This window comes from Burkholderia sp. WAC0059 (assembly GCF_002870125.1).
GTDB lineage: Bacteria > Pseudomonadota > Gammaproteobacteria > Burkholderiales > Burkholderiaceae > Paraburkholderia.
This window is the reverse complement of sequence record NZ_PNEO01000004.1, coordinates 269,520-287,521: the sequence shown is the minus strand read 5'-3', so window position 1 is coordinate 287,521 and position 18,002 is coordinate 269,520. Positions and strand designations below refer to the sequence as shown.

At 67.9% G+C, this 18,002-nt stretch carries 17 protein-coding genes and 1 pseudogene; 13 read left to right on the top strand and 5 right to left on the bottom strand.

Translation table 11 applies throughout. From position 1 onward, the window contains the following. Positions 1 to 27 precede the first annotated feature (27 nt). From CY652_RS06510 to ptsP, 6 genes are all read left to right on the top strand, one after another. Positions 28 to 1,521, top strand: coding sequence for an ammonium transporter (locus CY652_RS06510; protein ID WP_102129877.1), 1,494 nt, complete (start codon positions 28 to 30; stop codon positions 1,519 to 1,521). A 475-nt stretch (positions 1,522 to 1,996) separates the two neighbouring features. Next, on the top strand, positions 1,997 to 3,286 hold the full coding sequence (gene gshA / locus CY652_RS06505) for a glutamate--cysteine ligase (protein WP_102129876.1): 1,290 nt from the start codon (positions 1,997 to 1,999) through the stop codon (positions 3,284 to 3,286). 186 nt (positions 3,287 to 3,472) lie between these two features. After that, the gene (gene gshB / locus CY652_RS06500; RefSeq protein WP_102129875.1) at positions 3,473 to 4,429 is read left to right on the top strand and encodes a glutathione synthase; all 957 of its coding nucleotides are present in this window, start codon (positions 3,473 to 3,475) and stop codon (positions 4,427 to 4,429) included. Between the two features lie 250 nt (positions 4,430 to 4,679). After that, positions 4,680 to 5,150, top strand: coding sequence for a PTS sugar transporter subunit IIA (locus CY652_RS06495; RefSeq protein ID WP_102129874.1), 471 nt, complete (start codon positions 4,680 to 4,682; stop codon positions 5,148 to 5,150). A 69-nt stretch (positions 5,151 to 5,219) separates the two neighbouring features. Then, a complete protein-coding gene (locus CY652_RS06490; RefSeq protein ID WP_102129873.1) occupies positions 5,220 to 5,489 on the top strand; it encodes an HPr family phosphocarrier protein in 270 nt (89 codons plus the stop codon). A 220-nt stretch (positions 5,490 to 5,709) separates the two neighbouring features. Then, complete coding sequence (gene ptsP / locus CY652_RS06485) at positions 5,710 to 7,449, top strand: phosphoenolpyruvate--protein phosphotransferase (RefSeq protein ID WP_102129872.1); 1,740 nt, start codon at positions 5,710 to 5,712, stop codon at positions 7,447 to 7,449. A 93-nt stretch (positions 7,450 to 7,542) separates the two neighbouring features. On the opposite strand, the gene CY652_RS06480 is transcribed toward ptsP, so the two are convergent. The 3 genes from CY652_RS06480 to gpmA form a co-directional block, all read right to left on the bottom strand. Beyond that, positions 7,543 to 8,319: a HesA/MoeB/ThiF family protein gene (locus CY652_RS06480; protein ID WP_102129930.1), complete on the bottom strand. Its 777-nt coding sequence runs from the start codon at positions 8,317 to 8,319 to the stop codon at positions 7,543 to 7,545. 159 nt (positions 8,320 to 8,478) lie between these two features. Beyond that, on the bottom strand, positions 8,479 to 10,068 hold the full coding sequence (locus CY652_RS06475; protein WP_102129871.1) for a S41 family peptidase: 1,590 nt from the start codon (positions 10,066 to 10,068) through the stop codon (positions 8,479 to 8,481). 268 nt (positions 10,069 to 10,336) lie between these two features. Next, complete coding sequence (gene gpmA, locus CY652_RS06470) at positions 10,337 to 11,083, bottom strand: 2,3-diphosphoglycerate-dependent phosphoglycerate mutase (protein ID WP_102129870.1); 747 nt, start codon at positions 11,081 to 11,083, stop codon at positions 10,337 to 10,339. 158 nt (positions 11,084 to 11,241) lie between these two features. Between gpmA and CY652_RS06465 the strand changes: the two genes are divergently transcribed. From CY652_RS06465 to CY652_RS06445, 5 genes are all read left to right on the top strand, one after another. Then, on the top strand, positions 11,242 to 11,667 hold the full coding sequence (locus CY652_RS06465; RefSeq protein WP_102129869.1) for a rhodanese-like domain-containing protein: 426 nt from the start codon (positions 11,242 to 11,244) through the stop codon (positions 11,665 to 11,667). Further along, positions 11,664 to 11,924: a glutaredoxin 3 gene (gene grxC / locus CY652_RS06460; protein ID WP_102129868.1), complete on the top strand. Its 261-nt coding sequence runs from the start codon at positions 11,664 to 11,666 to the stop codon at positions 11,922 to 11,924. Before CY652_RS06465 ends, grxC begins: the two co-directional genes overlap by 4 nt. 117 nt (positions 11,925 to 12,041) lie before the next feature. Beyond that, positions 12,042 to 12,512, top strand: coding sequence for a protein-export chaperone SecB (gene secB / locus CY652_RS06455; protein WP_102129867.1), 471 nt, complete (start codon positions 12,042 to 12,044; stop codon positions 12,510 to 12,512). 25 nt (positions 12,513 to 12,537) lie between these two features. Further along, a complete protein-coding gene (locus CY652_RS06450; RefSeq protein ID WP_102129866.1) occupies positions 12,538 to 13,536 on the top strand; it encodes an NAD(P)H-dependent glycerol-3-phosphate dehydrogenase in 999 nt (332 codons plus the stop codon). Between the two features lie 150 nt (positions 13,537 to 13,686). Beyond that, complete coding sequence (locus tag CY652_RS06445; protein ID WP_102129865.1) at positions 13,687 to 14,217, top strand: O-acetyl-ADP-ribose deacetylase; 531 nt, start codon at positions 13,687 to 13,689, stop codon at positions 14,215 to 14,217. Positions 14,218 to 14,233: 16 nt separating this feature from the next. Here the strand turns inward: CY652_RS06445 and trmL are convergent, their stop codons facing one another. Next, positions 14,234 to 14,704, bottom strand: a complete 471-nt coding sequence (gene trmL, locus CY652_RS06440) for a tRNA (uridine(34)/cytosine(34)/5-carboxymethylaminomethyluridine(34)-2'-O)-methyltransferase TrmL (RefSeq protein WP_102129864.1) — start codon at positions 14,702 to 14,704, stop codon at positions 14,234 to 14,236. Between the two features lie 26 nt (positions 14,705 to 14,730). Beyond that, entirely contained in the window at positions 14,731 to 15,531 is an 801-nt protein-coding gene (locus CY652_RS06435; RefSeq protein ID WP_102129863.1) for a ComF family protein, read from the bottom strand. Positions 15,532 to 15,614: 83 nt separating this feature from the next. Between CY652_RS06435 and CY652_RS06430 the strand changes: the two genes are divergently transcribed. Both CY652_RS06430 and coxB read left to right on the top strand, forming a co-directional pair. Further along, entirely contained in the window at positions 15,615 to 16,577 is a 963-nt protein-coding gene (locus CY652_RS06430) for a methyltransferase domain-containing protein (RefSeq protein WP_102129862.1), read from the top strand. 502 nt (positions 16,578 to 17,079) lie between these two features. Then, positions 17,080 to 17,883 (top strand): annotated as a pseudogene (gene coxB, locus CY652_RS06420) (cytochrome c oxidase subunit II); the annotation flags it as partial. Positions 17,884 to 18,002 lie beyond the last annotated feature (119 nt).

Genomic DNA, 18,002 nt, shown 5'->3' with positions numbered 1-18,002 from the left:
TACCGAGGACGAGAAGAGGATATAAAGATGCGTAAATTGCTGATGTCATTGTTCATGGCCGGCTCGTTGCTGGCAGGCGGCGTCGGGGCTGCGCTCGCCGACGACGCGTCCGCGCCGGCGGCGGCGTCCGCACCGGGCGCGGATGCGTCGGCCGCGGCGGCCACGTCCTCCGCGCCGGCCGCGATCGCTTCCGCGCCGGCGGCCGACTCGTCGTCGGCGGCCGCATCGGCCGCGGCCGACGCCTCCGCCGCAGCGGCGGCCGCGCCTGCGGCGCCGACCGCGCCGTTCTCGGTCGATTCGTCGAAGATCAACTCCGGCGACACCGCGTGGATGCTGACCTCCACCGCGCTCGTGCTGTTCATGACGATTCCGGGCCTCGCGCTCTTCTACGGCGGCATGGTGCGCAAGAAGAACGTGCTCGCGACGCTCATGCAGAGCTTCGCGATCACCTGCCTCGTGACGGTGATCTGGACCGTGGTCGGCTACAGCCTCGCGTTCACGCCGGGCAACTGGTTCATCGGCGGCTTCTCGCGCGTGTTCCTCGAGGGCATGAACTACATCAAGGGCGACAAGGCGACCACGCTGACAGTGAGCCACCTCGCGCCGACGATTCCGGAGACGGTCTACTTCGTCTACCAGATGACGTTCGCGATCATCACGCCGGCGCTCATCACCGGCGCGTTTGCGGACCGGATGAAGTTCTCGGCGATGCTCGTGTTCATGGGCCTGTGGTCGCTCATCGTCTACTCGCCGATCGCGCACATGGTCTGGGAACCGACGGGCTGGCTGGCGAGCGCGGGCATCCTCGACTTCGCGGGCGGCACCGTGGTGCACATCAACGCCGGTATCGCGGGCCTCGTCTGCTGTCTCGTGCTGGGCAAGCGCGTCGGCTACGGCCGCGAAGCGATGGCGCCGCACAACCTGGTGCTGACGCTGATCGGCGCCGCGATGCTGTGGGTGGGCTGGTTCGGTTTCAACGCGGGTTCGGCGGTGGCGGCGGACGGCCGTGCCGGCTTCGCGATGCTGACGACGCAGGTGGCGACCGCCATCGCCGCGCTCGCCTGGATGTTCGCGGAGTGGGCGACCAAGGGCAAGCCGTCGGTGCTCGGCATCGCCTCGGGCGCGGTCGCGGGTCTCGTGGCCATCACGCCGGCATCGGGCTTCGTCGGCGTGGCGGGCGCGATCGTGATCGGCATCGCCGCAGGCGTGATCTGCTACTGGGCGTCGACCTGGCTCAAGGGCAAGCTCGGCTATGACGATTCGCTCGACGCGTTCGGCGTGCACTGCATCGGCGGTATCGTCGGCGCGCTGCTGACCGGCGTGTTCGCGGTCAAGGACATCGGCGGCTCGGACGGCAGCGTGATCCTGCAGGCCAAGGGCGTGCTGACGACGCTGGTCTACAGCGGCGTGGTCAGCTTCATCCTGCTGAAGATCATCGACATGGTGATGGGCCTGCGCGTGAAGGAAGACGAGGAGCGCGAAGGGCTCGACATCATTCTCCACGGCGAGCACGTCGAATGAGCATGAGCGGTTCTTCCGCGTCGGAGCAGCAGCGTAGTCGTAGTATGGGGTAGCAACGCAGTAGTAGCGCAGCGACTTGAGCCCGCCTTCCCAGGCGGGCTTTTTTCTTTTGGGTGTCCCGGATCGGGTTGCCTCCGGTCGATTTCCTTGCTGTCGGTTTCGCTCGGGCACGCGGCTCGCTGGCCCGGGGGCGGGCCCCGGCCGGTGCCGGGGCGCCGGGCCGGGCGTGTGCGGCGTGTGTATGGCCTCGTTGCGCGCAGGGGGCGGCGTGAGCCAGAATGGATGCGCAGCAAGCGTGCATACGCATCGGCCGGTGTTGCGGATGGGCGGATTTCCGGCGCGCGAGCCGTGAGCGCCGGAAAGCCCTGTGCTGTATAGGGGTATGACCGGCTTGTTTTATGGCGGGCGCGCCCCCACATGCGACGCGTCATTCCCTACAATCGCCGTTTTTGTCGGCTCAGTCCGTGAGTACCCCATGGTCCCGCACCTCGTTACGGCGTTGAACGGCCCGCTGCTCGAACTCGAGGAGCGCATCCTCGACGCCACGCCGGCCATCGAACGGTGGTTCCGCCTCGAATGGCAGGAGCACACGCCGCCGTTCTACTGCTCGGTGGATCTGCGCAATGCCGGTTTCAAGCTCGCGCCGGTCGACACCAATCTCTTCCCCGGCGCATTCAACTGCCTGCCGCAGGAGGTGCTGCCGCTCGCCGTGCAGGCGGCGATGGCCGCCATCGAGAAGATCTGCCCCGACGCCAAGAATCTGCTCGTGATTCCCGAGCAGCACACGCGCAACGCCTTCTACCTCGAAAACGTCGCGCGGCTCGCGACGATCATGCGCCAGGCCGGTCTGAACGTGCGCTTCGGCACGCTCGATGAGAGCATCGCGGGGCCGGTCACGATCTCGCTCTCGGACGGCCAGAAGCTCGTGCTCGAGCCGCTCGAACGCTCGGCGCGGCGGGTCGGCCTGAAGAATTTCGATCCGTGCTCGATCCTGCTGAACAACGATCTCTCGGGCGGCATTCCGCCGGTGCTCGAAAACCTGCACGAGCAATATCTGCTGCCGCCGCTGCACGCGGGCTGGGCCGTGCGCCGCAAGTCGACGCACTTCTCGTGCTACGACGACGTCGCGAAGAAGTTCGCGAAGATGGTCGGCATCGATCCGTGGATGATCAACCCGTATTTCGCGCACGTCGAGAACGTCGACTTCGAGCAGCGCACCGGCGAGGAAGCCCTGGCCGAGGCGATCGACGCCGTGCTCAAGAAGATCGCGAGGAAGTACCGCGAGTACGGCGTCACCGAGCGGCCCTATGTCGTCATCAAGTCGGACGCGGGCACGAACGGGCGGGGCGTGATGACGGTGCACGACGCCGCCGAGGTCGCCTCGCTCACGAGGCGCGAGCGCGCGAAGATGGCGGCGGCCAAGGACGGCCTCGAGGTGCACGACGTGATCGTGCAGGAGGGCGTCTATACGTTCGAGCGGATCGGCGACGAGGTGGCCGAGCCCGTCGTCTACATGATCGACCGCTACGTGGTGGGCGGGTTCTACCGTGCGCACGGCGGCCGCGAGCGCGACCAGAACCTGAACGCACCGGGCATGCACTTCGTGCCGCTGGGCTTCGAGCACACGGCGCTGCCCGACACGCACGCGAAGCCGGGCGCGGCGCCGCCCAACCGCTTCTATCTGTACGGCGTGGTCGCCCGGCTCGGTCTGATCGCCGCGTCGGTGGAGCTCGAGAAGACCGATCCCGAGGCGATCCAGGTTTAAACGCGCTGCCCGCGGGTGGCGCGCCGGGCCGCCGTAACGGCGTTCTGCCGTGCTGTACCATAAGGGCCGCCTCGGGGCGACCGTCGGCGCGCCCCTTTCTTTCTTTTTCGCGGCCGGTTCGCGATCGTTTGGCAGCCATTTCGTAGCACGGGTCGGCGGCATGGGCCCACGATGCTCAGGGATTTTATGGACATACTCTTTATCGCCGATCCGCTCGAACGGTTTCGCATCTACAAGGACTCGACCTACGCGATGATCGCCGAGGCGGCGCGCCGCGGGCATACGCTGTACGCGTGCGAGCCGCAGCACCTCGCCTGGAGCGGCGGCGCGGTGGAGGCCGACGTGCGGCCGTTCCGGGTCGTCGGCGACACGGCGGACCTGCATCGCGAGCGCTGGTTCGAGGCGCAGCCGGTCGTCGCCCGCGCGCTCGCGAGCTTCGACGCGGTGCTGATGCGCAAGGACCCGCCGTTCGACATGGAGTACGTGACGTCCACGTGGCTGCTCGAAATCGCCGAGCGCGCCGGCGCGAGAATCTTCAACCGTCCCCAGTCGATTCGCGACCATTCGGAAAAGCTCGCGATCGGCGAGTTCGCGCAGTTCGTCACGCCGACGCTCGTGACGCGCGACGCTGCGCGGCTGCGCGCGTTCCACGCCGAGCACGGCGACGTGATCCTCAAGCCGCTCGACGGGATGGGCGGCATGGGCGTGTTCCGCGTGAAGGCCGACGGGATGAACCTCGGCTCGATCGTCGAGATGCTGAGCCACGACGGCGCGCGCAGCGTGATGGCGCAGAAGTTCATCCCGCAGATCAAGGACGGCGACAAGCGCATTCTGCTGATCGGCGGCGTGCCCGTGCCGTATGCGCTCGCGCGCATTCCGCAGGGCAACGAGGTGCGCGGCAACCTGGCGGCGGGCGGCCTCGGCCGGGCGCAGCCGCTCACCGCGCGCGACCGCGAGATCGCGGAAACGCTCGGCCCGGTGCTGGCGGCGCGCGGCCTGCTGCTCGTGGGGCTCGACGCGATCGGCGACTGGCTGACCGAAGTGAACGTGACGAGCCCGACCTGCTTTCGCGAGATCATGGAGCAGACCGGTTTCGACGTGGCCGCGATGTTCGTCGACGCGCTGGAGCGCGCGGCGGGCTGAAGCGGTTCGCATGGCGCGCACAATGTGCGGATGCCGGCCAGGCAGGATTGCGCGGCCGGGGCGAAAATGGACCCTGCTACAATGCGGCGGGTTTGGCGCGACAACGCGTACCTTGCGCGTACCTCGACCGCCGCAGTACGTGCTCTGACCCCGATGGCTGGCGGCTGGCCGCGGGGCAGACAGTTCGGGCGGATTTTCCCGCGGATCGGGCGGGGCCGCGTTCAGAGCCGTTTTTTGCAGCATGACTGATATGGCTGGGATTCTGATCATCGCGCACGCGCCGCTGGCCTCCTCGCTTCGCGAGTGCGTCGCCCACATTTACGGCGGATTGCCGGCGCGCATCGGCGCGCTGGACGTCCTGCCCGACAGCGACCCCGTGCGCGTCGTCGCGCAGGCCAATGCGGAAATCGAGCGCCTGCGCGAGGACAACGGCGCGCTCGTGCTGACCGACCTGTTCGGCGCGACGCCCTCGAACATCGCCGTGCGACTGGCGACGCAGCCTCAGGTGCGCGTGCTGGCCGGCGTCAACCTGCCGATGCTCGTGCGTGCCGTCTGCTACCGTGCCGCGCCGCTCGACACGCTGGTCGAGAAGGCCCTGGCCGGCGCGACCAAGGGCATTCATACGATCGGGCCGACGACGCCGCTGCCGGCCGACTGCGGATGCCTGCCCGCGCAGCCGGTCGTGACCGCCGCCGGACAGCTCAAACGGGCCGGTGTCTAGCGTCCCCGCCTTCGCCGATTTTTCCTCCCGATTTCCCGATTCCCGCCCTTTATTCTTGCCCTCAACCTTATGCTGCAACAAGAGACGACTATCGTGAACAAACTCGGCCTGCACGCGCGCGCGTCGGCCAAGCTGACCCAACTGGCGGGGAGTTTTCAGTCGGAAATCTGGATGAGCCGCAACGGCCGGCGGATCAACGCCAAGAGCATCATGGGCGTGATGATGCTGGCGGCGGGCATCGGCAGCACGGTCCTGATCGAGACCGAGGGGCCGGACGAGGCCGAGGCCATGAGCGCGCTGCTCAAGCTGATCGCCGATAAATTCGGCGAAGGACAATGATGCGGACCCGCTGCTGCGCATGACGAAACGCCGCGGTTTGCCGCGGCGTTTTTCATGGCGCGGACGAAAACGGTGAGAACCGGGCGGCGGCGGCCCGATGTGGCGCCCCATTCGTGTTGTCCCGATGCCGTCGCGGCGCGATGGAATTTATAATCGTCGGCGGAGTCTGATAGCCCGTCGCAGCGGCTTGCCGCGGCATCACAGAATTAGAGGAGGGCGCGTGTCATTCACGCTGCATGGAATTCCCGTATCGCGCGGCATCGCCATCGGGCGGGCTTACCTGATTGCCCCGGCCGCGCTCGACGTCGACCATTATCTGGTCGAACCGGCCGACGTCGAGAAAGAAGTCGAGCGCCTGCGCACGGCGATGGACGCCGTGCGCGAAGAGCTCGACGTGCTGCTCGCCGACTTGTCCGCCGACGCGCCCAGCGAAATGGGCGCGTTCATCGGCGTTCACCTGCTGATCCTGAAGGACACGATGCTCGTGCAGGAGACCATCGATCTCATCCGCACGCGCCGCTACAACGCCGAGTGGGCGCTGGCCGAGCAGCTCGAACGCCTTTCGCGCCACTTCGACGACATCGAGGACGAGTACCTGCGCGAGCGCAAGGCCGACATCCAGCAGGTGGTCGAGCGCGTGCTGAAGGCGCTGGCCGGCGCGACGTCGCCGACGCTGCACGGCGGCTGCGACGAGATGATCGTGGTCGCCCACGACATCGCGCCCGCCGACATGCTGCAGTTCAAGACGCAGACGTTCCAGGGCTTCGTCACCGACCTCGGCGGGCGCACGTCGCACACGGCGATCGTCGCGCGCAGCCTCGGCATTCCGGCCGCGGTCGGCGTGCAGCAGGCGAGCGCCCTGATCCGCCAGGACGATCTCATCATCGTCGACGGCGACCACGGCATCGTCATCGTCGATCCCGCGCCGATCGTGCTCGAGGAGTACACGTACCGGCAAAGCGAGATGGTGCTGGAAAAGCGCAAGCTGCAGCGCCTGAAGTTCTCGCCCACGCAGACGCTGTGCGGGACGAAGGTGCATCTGTGCGCCAACATCGAGTTGCCCGACGACGCGCAGGCCGCGCTCGACGCGGGCGCGCAGGGCGTCGGCCTCTTTCGCACCGAATTCCTGTTCATGAATCACAAGGACGGGCTGCCCGAGGAAGAGGAGCAGTTCGACGCGTACCGTCGCGCCGTGGAGCTGATGCAGGGGCGGCCCGTGACGATCCGCACGATCGACGTCGGCGCGGACAAGCCGCTCGATTCGATCGGCGGCGGCGATGGCTACGAGAGCACGGCGAACCCGGCGCTGGGGCTGCGCGCGATCCGCTGGAGCCTGTCCGAGCCGCAGATGTTCCTCACGCAGTTGCGCGCGATCCTGCGCGCTTCGGCGTTCGGTCAGGTGAAGATCCTGATCCCGATGCTCGCGCATGCGCGGGAGATCGACCAGACGCTCGACCTGATCCGCGAGGCGAAGCGCCAGCTCGACGACGCGGGGCTCGCCTACGATCCGGGCGTGCACATCGGCGCGATGATCGAGATTCCGGCCGCCGCGATCGCGCTGCCGCTGTTCCTCAAGCGGCTCGACTTCCTCTCGATCGGCACCAACGATCTGATCCAGTACACGCTCGCGATCGACCGCGCCGACAACGCCGTGGCCGACCTCTACGACCCGCTGCATCCGGCCGTGCTGCACCTGATCGCGCACACGCTGCGCGAGGCGAAGCGCGCCGGGGTGCCCGTCGCCGTGTGCGGGGAAATGGCCGGCGATCCGGCGTTGACGAAGCTGCTGCTCGGCATGGGGCTCACCGAGTTCTCGATGCACCCGAGCCAGCTATTGTTCGTCAAGCAGGAGATTCTGCGCTCGCAGTTGAAGTTGCTGGAAAAGCCGGTGGCGGACGTGCTGGCCGCTTACGAGCCCGAGGAGTTGCAGGCGGCGCTCAAGCGCGTGGCCGAGGCCTGACCCGCGTCCTTCCTTTGGAGGCAGGCTGGGCGTATGAGGCATGCGGGCGTTATGCGGTTGCGCCGGCCCCGGACGTAGCTGTGGTGGCGAGCTTCAGGCGCCGCTGCGCCCGGCTTTCCGATGCGTGCCGCCGCAGACCGGGCAGTCGGGCTGCCGCGCGATGCGCATCGTGTTCCACTCCATGCGCAGCGAGTCGAGCATCATGAGCCGCCCGACGAGCGGCGTGCCGATTCCGGCGATCACCCTCAACGCTTCCGCGGCCTGCATCGCGCCGATGATCCCGACCGTCGGCGCGAACACGCCCATCGTCGAGCAGGCCACTTCCTCAAACGGCTGATCCTCGGGAAACACGCAGGCATAGCACGGCGAGGCGTCGTCGCGGAAATCGAACGTGCTGATCTGCCCGTCGAAGCGCAGCGCCGCGCCCGACACGAGCGGCACGCCGTGGGCGACGCAGGCGCGGTTGATCGCGTGGCGCGTCGCGAAGTTGTCGGTGCAGTCGAGCACGACGCTCGCGCCTCGCACCGTGCGATCGAGCCACGCGTCGCCGATGCGCTCGGCGATCGCTCGCACCTCGACGCCGGGGTTCAGCCGCGCGATGGCGGCGCGGCCCGAGTCGACCTTCTTCTCGCCGACCGATGCGCTCGTGTGCAGGATCTGCCGCTGCAGGTTCGTGAGGTCGACCGTGTCGTCGTCGACGAGCGTGAGCGTGCCGACGCCGGCCGCGGCCAGGTACATCGCCGCGGGCGAGCCGAGGCCGCCCGCGCCGACGACGATCGCGTGTGCATCGAGAAAGCGCTGCTGCGCCTCGATGCCGAGTTCGTCGACGAGAATGTGGCGGGAATAGCGGAGAAGTTGTTCGTCGTTCATCGCGCAGCGCGTAGAGAGGGCGCCGCGCGGCAAGGCGGGAGGGGAGGCCGCGGCGCGTCGCCGGTTTCGCTATTGTAGCCGCGCCAGCGAAAAGGGCTTCGCGGCAACCGCCGCGAAGCCCTTTTCTTTTCGCCCGGTCGCGAGGCCGGGCAAAGGCGCTTACTGCGCCTGCGAGGCCGGTTGCGGTGCCGGCGGCGCCGAGGCCGGTATCACGGCCGATGCGCCGGGAACGGACGGCAGGGCCGGCTTCACCGCGATCGGCGCCGAAGCCGACTGCTCCGGCTTCGTTTGCGCGAGACGCTGCTCCATCGGCGACTTCGATTCCTGAACCGGCTTGCCCGCGAACTGGTTCATCGCCTGCTGGAGCATGAAGTCGTCGGCCGAACCGAACTCGACCGGCTTGCGGTCGCGATCGGCCTGACGCTGCTCGGGCGTCTTCTTGTCGTTCGCTTCCTCGAGCTGGCGCAGTTCGTCCATGCGTTCCTGCTCGCGCAGCGCCTCTTCCTTCTGCGCGTTCGGGTCCTGCGTGTTCGCGAGGTGGTTCGAGTAATCGACTTCGCGCGAGACGAACGCGTCGTCCGGATCGCCGCCCGCGTACTGGTCGACCGGAATGTCGGGGCGAATGCCCGTGTTCTGGATCGAGCGGCCGAGCGGCGTGTAGTAGTAGGCCGTCGTGAGACGCAGGGCCGTGTCGGCCGTCAGCGGACGCACGGTCTGCACCGAGCCCTTGCCGAAGGTCGTCTTGCCCATGACGAGCGCGCGGTGATGATCCTGCAGCGCGCCCGCGACGATTTCCGAGGCCGACGCCGTGTACGCGTTGGTCAGCACGATGATCGGCACCGTCTTGAACTCGGCCGGCTCGTTCTTCAGCGGATCGCTGTCGAACGAGGGCAGGCGGTAGTTCTCGTAGGTGTCGCGATAGACCTGCCTGGAGTCCGCGATCTGGCCGTTGGTGGACACGACGACGGAGTCGTCCGGCAGGAATGCGCCGGCGACGCCGACCGCGCTTTGCAGCAGGCCGCCGCCGTTGTTGCGCAGGTCGAGAATCAGGCCCTTGAGGTTCGGCTGCTGGCGCGCGATGTCCTGCAGTTGCGTCGCGAGGTCCGGCACCGTGCGTTCCTGGAAGCTCGTGATGCGGACGTAGGCGTAGCCCGGCGAGAGGATCTTCGTCTTCACGCTTTGCACCTTGATGATCGCCCGCGTGACGGTGAGCGGGAAGGTGCGGTCGTCGGTCTTGCGGTAGATGGTCAGCAGGACCTTGCTGCCCGGCGCGCCGCGCATCTGCTTGACGGCCTGGTCGAGCGTCATGCCGCGCACGGGCAGGTCGTTGATGCGCGTGATGAGGTCGCCGGGCCGGATGCCGGCGCGGAACGCGGGCGTGTCCTCGATCGGCGAGATCACCTTGATGAGCCCGTCTTCCGTCGAGATCTCGATGCCGAGGCCGGCGAAGCTGCCCTTGGTCTGTTCCTGCAGCTCTTCGTAATCGGTCTTGTCGAGATACGACGAGTGCGGATCGAGGCTTGCCACCATGCCCTTGATCGCGGCCGTGATCAGCTTGTCGTCGTCGACAGGCACGACGTAGTCGTGCTTGATCTGTCCGAACACTTCGGCGAAAAGCCGCAACTGGTCGAGCGGCAGCGGCGCGAGCGAGTCGGGTTGCTGGGCCGAGGCGGAAATTTGCAGGGTGGCGAAGACGCCGGTGGCAAGGCCAATGGCGATCAGGCCGATGTTTCTCAGGTTCTTTCGCATAGAGTCTGTTGCGGGCGGAAGCGCGTGGCAGCGTCAATGGGAACGGCGACGGACAAGTATAACTGCACACTTTGCCGTGCTGTGCGGAAGCGACGAACAATGCGCGTTCGACAGCGCAGGGGTTGCCGGGTTCGCGCCGACGCACGCCCGGCGCGATGCTGACGCGCGGCTGGCAATCCTGCCAGGGAGGATAAAGGAAGATGAAAGAAGAACGGGCGGCGGCGGTGCGGGCGTATGGAGCGTATCGCGTGCCCGCACCGCACGGGCTTCAGCCCGCCTTGCCCTGTTTCGCGACCGCGGCCTGCGCTTTCGCGATGGCCTCGGGATCGCCGAGATAGTAATGCCTGAGCGGCTTGAGATTTTCGTCGAGCTCGTAGACGAGCGGCACGCCGTTCGGAATGTTCAGGCCGACGATTTCGGTCTCGGACACATTGTCGAGATACTTGATGAGCGCGCGGATCGAGTTGCCGTGCGCCGCGATCAGCACTTTCTTGCCCGAGCGGATGGCCGGCCCGATCGATTCGTTCCAGATGGGCAGCACGCGCGCGACGGTGTCCTTCAGGCATTCGGTGAGCGGCAACTGCTCGCGCGGCACCTTCGCGTAGCGCGGGTCGTCGCAGGACGTGCGCGGATCGGCCGGATCGAGCGCGGGCGGCGGCGTGTCGTAGCTGCGGCGCCAGACTAGCACCTGGTCGTCTCCGTACTTCGCCGCCGTTTCGGCCTTGTTCAGGCCGGCGAGCGCGCCGTAGTGGCGCTCGTTGAGCCGCCACGAGTGGACGACGGGCAGATACATCAGGTCCATCTGGTCCTGCACGTGCCATAACGTACGGATGGCGCGCTTCAGCACCGAGGTATAGGCGATGTCGAACGTGTAGCCGGATTCCGCGAGCAACTGGCCGGCCTGCTGCGCTTCGCGGATGCCTTGCCCGGTGAGGTCGACGTCGACCCAGCCGGTGAACCGGTTTTCCTTGTTCCACGTCGATTCGCCGTGGCGGATGAGAACGAGTTTGTACATGGAGGTCGGGGGGGCAGGTAGTGAGGAAAGCGGGAACGGGCGGCGTCGCCTGGTCAGGTCGCACCCGCGTCAGGCGGTTATTTTATAATGGTCGGATTGCCTGGGCCGGTTTCCTGTGTTTTCCTGCCTGATTCCCCTCTTTTCGCGGCGGATTTTCCGTGACGTTCTTTTCCAATTACATCAACCTTGTACTGATTGCGATCGCCCTCATTTCTGGGGGGATGCTCCTGTGGCCCACGCTTCGCCGGGGCGGGAGCGCGGGGCTGTCCGCCGCCGAGGCGACCCAGATCATCAACCGTCGCAATGCCGTCGTCGTCGATCTGCGCCCGGCCGCCGAATTCGCGAACGGGCATTTGCCGTCGGCGCGCCAGATCGAATTCGCGGAGCTGCAGGCGAAGGTCGCGCAACTGGCGAAGAACCGGAGCAATCCGGTGCTGCTGGTCTGCCAGACGGGCCAGCAGTCGCGCAAGGCGCGGCGCGTCGTGAAAGAGGCGGGCTACGAGGAAGTTCATGTGCTCGAGGGCGGTCTGAACGCCTGGCAGCAGGCCGGCATGCCGGTCGTGAAACACGGAGGTTCGAAATGAACAAGGTGGTCATGTACAGCACGCAGGTGTGTCCGTATTGCCAGATGGCCGAGCGTCTTTTAAAGTCGCGCGGCGTCGAGCACGTCGAGAAGGTGCTGATCGACCGGGACCCGTCGCGGCGCGAGGAAATGATGACGCGCACCGGACGCCGGACCGTGCCGCAAGTATTTATCGGCGAGACGCACGTGGGCGGCTACGACGATCTGTCGGCGCTCGATCGCGCGGGCGGCCTGACGCCGCTCCTCAACGCGGCTTGACCGGCGCGCCGGCGACGCGGCTTCGCCTTCGCCACGCACGACAGAGACCGTCGGCACGCGTCGCAACGCCGGGCCGCGGGGCCCGCGCAATTCATTCAATCAGGGAAGCAAATCACCATGTCTGACGAGAATAACCAGCCGTTCTTCAACATCCAGCGCATCTACCTCAAGGACCTGTCGCTCGAGCAGCCGAATTCGCCGGGGATCTTCCTCGAGCAGGAGATGCCGGCGGTCGAGGTCGAGGTCGACGTGAAGGCGGAGCGGCTCGCGGAGTCGATCTTCGAAATTCTCGTGACGGGCACCGTGACGGCGAAGGTCAAGGACAAGGTGGCGTTCCTGATCGAGGCGAAGCAGGCCGGCATTTTCGACATTCGCAACATCCCGGCCGAGCAGATCGATCCGCTCGTCGGCATCGCGTGCCCGACCATCCTGTTCCCGTACCTGCGCTCGAACATCGCGGACGCGATTACGCGCGCGGGCTTCCCGCCGATCCACCTCGCCGAAATCAACTTCCAGGCGCTCTACGAGCAGCGTCTCTCCCAGCTCGCGACGCAGGACGGCGCCGCGCAGAGCAACGCCACCCACTGAACGCCGGCGCGCGGCAGGGGTTCCGGTGAAAGTCGCCGTTCTCGGCGCGGGCGCGTGGGGCACGGCGCTGGCGGGCCATCTGGCCGGCGCGCACGACACCGTGCTGTGGGCGCGCGACGCGGCGCTCGCCGCGTCGCTGCGCGCGACGCGCGAAAATGCCCGCTATCTGGCGGGCGTTTCCCTGCCGGCCGCGCTGCGCTACGAAACCCGCCTTGAAGCAGCGCTCGCCCATGCGGCCGACGACGCTTCGCTCGTCGTCCTCGCCACGCCGGTGGCGGGACTGCCCGGGCTGCTCGGCGCGCTGCGCGACGCGGGCAACGTGCCCGCGCATTTCATCTGGCTCTGCAAGGGATTCGAAGCGCAGACGCAGCGGCTGCCGCATCAGGTCGTGGCCGCCGAACTGGCCGGTCACGACAGCTACGGCGTGCTGTCGGGCCCGAGCTTTGCGCGCGAGGTCGGCGAGGGCCTGCCGGTCGCGCTGACGGTCGCGAGCGCGTCGGCGGCCTGCCGCGAACGCACGCTCGAGGCCTTTCACCACGGCGCCATGCGCATCTATACCGGCGACGACCTCGTCGGCGTCGAAGTGGGCGGGGCCGTCAAGAACGTGCTCGCGATCGCGACGGGCATCTCGGACGGCCTGGGTCTCGGTCTCAACGCGCGCGCCGCGCTGATCACGCGCGGCCTTGCCGAGATGTCGCGTCTCGGCGTGACGCTCGGCGGTCGCGCGGAAACGTTCACGGGCCTGACGGGCCTGGGCGATCTGATCCTGACGGCCACGGGCGACCTCTCGCGCAATCGCACCGTCGGCATGCAGCTTGCGGCGGGCCGCGGGCTCGACGACATCCTCGGCGCGCTCGGTCACGTGGCCGAGGGCGTGCGCTGCGCGCAGGCGGTGCTGTCGATCGCCGAAGCTCACGGCATCGAAATGCCGATCACGGCGGCCGTTTGCGCGGTGCTGTTCGAGGGTGTCGCGCCTGGCGACGCCGTGAGCGCGCTGCTCCGGCGCGACGCGAAGGCGGAATAGCGCCACCGCTGTTCGCTGTCCGTTGTCCCGCGCGGCGACACCGTGCCGCCGATGTTCCATACTGACTGACGTTTTCGCCGATTGCCGCGGGCCTATTCCGGTGCGGAATCCGCGCGTTGCCGGTCATCGGCGCCGGCATGGGAGGGAGCGATGCTGACCATCGGACATTGCCGCGTCGAGGCGCGGGTCGTCGACATCACGACGCTCGCGCTCGACGCGATCGTCAACGCAGCCAATACGTCGCTGCTCGGCGGCGGCGGCGTGGACGGCGCGATTCACCGCGCGGCGGGGCCCGACCTGCTGCGCGAATGCGCCTCGCTCGGCGGCTGTCCGACCGGCGACGCCAGGCGGACCCGGGGCTACCGTCTGCCGGCGGCGTGCGTCATCCATACCGTTGGTCCCGTCTGGCAGGGCGGCGGACACGACGAGGCGCAACTGCTCGCGTCGTGCTACCGGCGCTCGCTTGCGCTCGCGCGCGAGGTGGATTGCCGCAGCATTGCGTTTCCGGCGATCAGTTGCGGCGTCTACGGTTTTCCGGCCGACGAGGCGGTGCCCATCGCAACGCACACCGTGATCGACGCGTTGCCCGGCTACCCCGAACTCGCGCAGGTTATCTTCGCCTGCTTCGACGACGCGATGCTGGCCCGCTACGAGCGCGCGCTCGCGCGCCGTGCTTCCTGAGCGGCTTATTTGGCCCTCACTCTCCGCCTTCGAACCCGGCTTGCCGCCACGCTTCGAATACCACGACCGCCACTGTGTTCGACAGGTTGAGGCTGCGGTTGCCTGGCCGCATCGGCAGTCGCACGCGTTGCGGCGGGGCGAAACATTCGAGGACCGCGTCGGGCAGGCCGCGCGTTTCCGCGCCGAACACGAACCAGTCGCCGGGCCGGAACGCATGGGCGTGAAAGCGTCCCGCGCCGCGCGTCGTGAACGCGAACATGCGGGCCGGGTCCGGCGATTCGGCGGCGACGAACGCATCCCAGTTCCGATGCACGTGCATTTGCGCGTACTCGTGGTAGTCGAGGCCGGCGCGACGCATTTTCGCGTCGTCGAGCGGAAAGCCGAGCGGTTCGATCAGATGCAGGCGCGCGCCGGTGTTGGCGCACAGGCGGATTACGTTGCCGGTGTTGGGCGGAATTTCGGGCTCGACGAGGACGACGTTGAACATGGGGCGGGGGGCGTGAAGGAATACGGCTAGGTTCGGGGCGTGCGCAGGGCGACGAAATTCGTCACGCGTCGCGCGCCGGCCGTCTTGAGCGTGCGCGCGAGCGCTTCGAGCGTGGCGCCCGAGGTCATGACGTCGTCGACGACGGCCACGTGCAGGCCGTGCACGGAGCCGGTCAGCGCGAAGGCGTGCGCCACGTTGTGCCGGCGCGTGGCGAGGTCGAAGCCCGACTGGGGCGCCGTATGCGCGACGCGGCGCACGAGCGTCGCGTCGGCGCGCACGTGCAGCGCTTTCGCGAGCAGCTTCGCAATCTGCCAGGCCTGGTTGTAGCCGCGCTCGACGAGGCGTTTCGCCGACAGCGGTACCGGCACGATCACGTCCGGCCAGTGCGCCGGATCGAGCGCGTCCTCGGCCATGTGCGCGAGCCGCGAGGCGAACTCGCGGGCGAGCCCGAATCGCGCGCGGAACTTGAGGCCGCGCGCCAGCAAGTCGAGTGGCGCGCGGTAGTCCGCAAGCGTGAGCGTCGTGTCGAAAGGCGGCGGCGTGCCGATGCAATCGCCGCAGCGATACGGCGCCGCCGCGCGCCGGTAGCCGGACAGGGGCAGCGCGCAGACCGCGCAGCGCAGTCTCGGCTCGTTCCAATAGGCTTCGTCGCAGGCCATGCACAGCACGGTTGGCGACAAATTGCCGCATAACGTGCAGTGATTGGGCAATGCGAGCTGGGCCAGCCGGGGCAGCCAGACGCGCAATCTCTGGTTTGCGGATGCGATCGCTCGCGTCGCGACAGACGCGTGCGGACGGCAAGCAGGCGGAAGCGTGGGCGACGGCATCGGGGGAGGCCCGCAACGGGCTCGCGGACTGAAGGGACGGGAGTGAGCGAGTATACTTCGCAGACTTCGCCAATACGACCGTCATGCCTCCGTCTCCCGCAAGAACTGGCCGTCCGGCCTACGATTCCCGGCGCCTGCGGCGGATTTTCGACCGTCGCGCCGAGACCTTCGACGAGGTCGCTTTCCTGCCGCGCGAAATCGCCCAGCGCATGCGCGAGCGGCTCGACTACATCAAGATCGATCCGGCGAGCGTGCTCGACGTGGGGTGCGGCCCCGGCGACGACCTTCCCGCCCTGCGCGACCGGTTTCCCGAAGCGCCCGTGTTCGGCACGGATCTCTCCCGCGCGATGCTCGCGCGCGCGACGCGCCAGGATGCCGGCGACACGAGCTGGCGGCGATTCCTGCCCGCGTCGATCGGCAAGGCGCTCGGCGCGCGCGGCCCGCGTTTCGCCCAGGCCGATTTCGGCGCGCTGCCGTTCGCGTCCGCGTCGTTCGATCTGCTCTGGTCCAATCAGGCGCTGCACTGGCATCCGCGTCCCGATCTCGTGTTCGGCGAATGGCAGCGGGTGTTGAGAGTCAACGGCCTCCTGATGTTCAGCACGCTCGGCCCCGACACGCTCAGGGAGCTGCGCGGCGCCTGGGCGGAGGTCGAGGCGGCGCACGGCGTCGCGACGCGCGCGCACGTGGTCGATTTCGTCGACATGCACGACCTGGGCGACATGCTGGTCGAGAACGGCTTCGAGATTCCCGTGATGGACCAGGAGACGCTGACCATCACCTACCGCTCGCCCGACACGTTGCTCGCCGACGTGCGCCGCTGGGGTGCCTATCCGTTCGAGCGCGAGGCCGGCGCGCATGCCGCGCCCCGGCTGCGCCGCGCGCTCGGCGACGCACTCGAGGCGCGCCGCCGCGACGACGGCACGATTGCCCTGACGTTCGAGATCATCTACGGCCACGCCTGGAAAGCCGTGCCGCACACCACGCCGGAAGGACACGGCATCGTGCGCATCGAGGACATCGGGCGGGGGCGGGCGGGCAATCGCTGAACGGGGCAAGGGCCCGTGTGTGTCGCGCCCGAAACGGATTGCCAGACGGTTTTGCCGTGGCGCCGGACCCGGCGCGCGGCCCGGCGGCTTGCTTGTGGCTCCGCGGGATCGAAGCCTATAATTCGTCGGCCTGCCGTCCGGAGACGCTTCGGCTGTCCGGCACGGCAACTCCCCACATCGGGGGCGGAAAAAAGAGGTTGTGGTTGCGGCGGTCTCGGATGACGGGAGGCGGCGATGCAGGCGCCTGATCTGCTGGCGAGTCCGGAGCCGGTCCCGAAAGACTGGATCATGAAGCGCAACCGCCCGGTTTCGCCCCGTCAATTCGTGTACTGCCGCGCCGGGCTGGCGTCGGTCTCCACGGTAATCGTCCTCCCGCTGCCGTCCGATAGCGTGCGGTTCGCCCTGTCCGCCCGCCGGTTTCGAGCCGGCGGCCCGGCGGCGCTTTGGCCCGCGCGCGGGATGCCCGCCCGGAGGGCTGAACGGAAATTTTGGTAAGGAAGCTATGAGAACAATCAGGCGAGCCCTTGCGGTCCTGCTGGCATGGAGCGGACTTCTGTCCGCCGGCGCGGCGCTTGCGGCCGGGGGCTCCGCGGTCGGCGAGATCAGTCTCCTGCCGCCGGCGACGCGCGTCGCCGAGGATCTCTATCGCCTCCACACGACGATGCTGATTCTGTGCGTGCTGATCTTCGTCGGCGTATCCGGCGTCATGTTCTATTCGATCTTCGCCTACCGCCGCGCGAAGGGGCGCGACGCTTCGCACTTCCACAAGAGCACGACCATCGAGATCATCTGGACCGCCGTGCCGTTCGTCATCGTCGTGCTGATGGCGTTGCCCGCGACGCGCGCGATCATCGCGATGAGCGACACGTCCGACGCCGATCTCACCATCAGGGTGACCGGCTACGAGGGGAAATGGGGCTACGACTACGTGCAGGGGCCTGGCGAAGGGATCCGCCTTTTCTCGACGCTCGTCGCGCCGCATGGCGCCGCGAGCGGTAGTCCGTCCGGGCAGGAAGTGGACAACCCGCTCGTCGTGCCCGTCGACCGGAAGATCCGCATCATCGCCGCGGGCGGCGACGCCGTCCACGCGTGGTACGTGCCGGCGTTCGGCATGAAGCCGGACGCGATGTCGGGCTCCGTGCAGGACACCTGGTTCAGGGCCGACCGGGTGGGGACCTACCGCGGCTTCTGCGCCGAGCTCTGCGGCAAGGCGCACGCGGACATGCCGGTCGTCGTCGAGGTGCTGTCCGACGACGATTACGCGAAATGGGTCGACGGCGAGAAGACGAAAGGGCCGGCTGCCGCCGGTCGCTGATCCGGCCTGCGGCCGGAAAAGGTCGGGGTGAAATCGGCGGCATCGGCGTTTCATGCGTTCGCCTGGGGCCGATGCCGGCGACCCTGCAGTACGTCGCGAGATACGGCAGA

What these genes read in the sequence shown, in the direction of transcription:
- CY652_RS06510 (WP_102129877.1), top strand. Translation starts at nt 28, where the DNA reads ATGCGTAAATTGCTGATGTCATTGTTCATGGCCGGCTCGTTGCTGGCA.
- gshA (WP_102129876.1), top strand. Translation starts at nt 1,997, where the DNA reads ATGGTCCCGCACCTCGTTACGGCGTTGAACGGCCCGCTGCTCGAACTC.
- gshB (WP_102129875.1), top strand. Translation starts at nt 3,473, where the DNA reads ATGGACATACTCTTTATCGCCGATCCGCTCGAACGGTTTCGCATCTAC.
- CY652_RS06495 (WP_102129874.1), top strand. Translation starts at nt 4,680, where the DNA reads ATGGCTGGGATTCTGATCATCGCGCACGCGCCGCTGGCCTCCTCGCTT.
- CY652_RS06490 (WP_102129873.1), top strand. Translation starts at nt 5,220, where the DNA reads ATGCTGCAACAAGAGACGACTATCGTGAACAAACTCGGCCTGCACGCG.
- CY652_RS06480 (WP_102129930.1), bottom strand. Translation starts at nt 8,319, where the DNA reads ATGAACGACGAACAACTTCTCCGCTATTCCCGCCACATTCTCGTCGAC.
- CY652_RS06475 (WP_102129871.1), bottom strand. Translation starts at nt 10,068, where the DNA reads ATGCGAAAGAACCTGAGAAACATCGGCCTGATCGCCATTGGCCTTGCC.
- gpmA (WP_102129870.1), bottom strand. Translation starts at nt 11,083, where the DNA reads ATGTACAAACTCGTTCTCATCCGCCACGGCGAATCGACGTGGAACAAG.
- grxC (WP_102129868.1), top strand. Translation starts at nt 11,664, where the DNA reads ATGAACAAGGTGGTCATGTACAGCACGCAGGTGTGTCCGTATTGCCAG.
- secB (WP_102129867.1), top strand. Translation starts at nt 12,042, where the DNA reads ATGTCTGACGAGAATAACCAGCCGTTCTTCAACATCCAGCGCATCTAC.
- CY652_RS06445 (WP_102129865.1), top strand. Translation starts at nt 13,687, where the DNA reads ATGCTGACCATCGGACATTGCCGCGTCGAGGCGCGGGTCGTCGACATC.
- trmL (WP_102129864.1), bottom strand. Translation starts at nt 14,704, where the DNA reads ATGTTCAACGTCGTCCTCGTCGAGCCCGAAATTCCGCCCAACACCGGC.
- CY652_RS06435 (WP_102129863.1), bottom strand. Translation starts at nt 15,531, where the DNA reads ATGCCGTCGCCCACGCTTCCGCCTGCTTGCCGTCCGCACGCGTCTGTC.
- CY652_RS06430 (WP_102129862.1), top strand. Translation starts at nt 15,615, where the DNA reads ATGCCTCCGTCTCCCGCAAGAACTGGCCGTCCGGCCTACGATTCCCGG.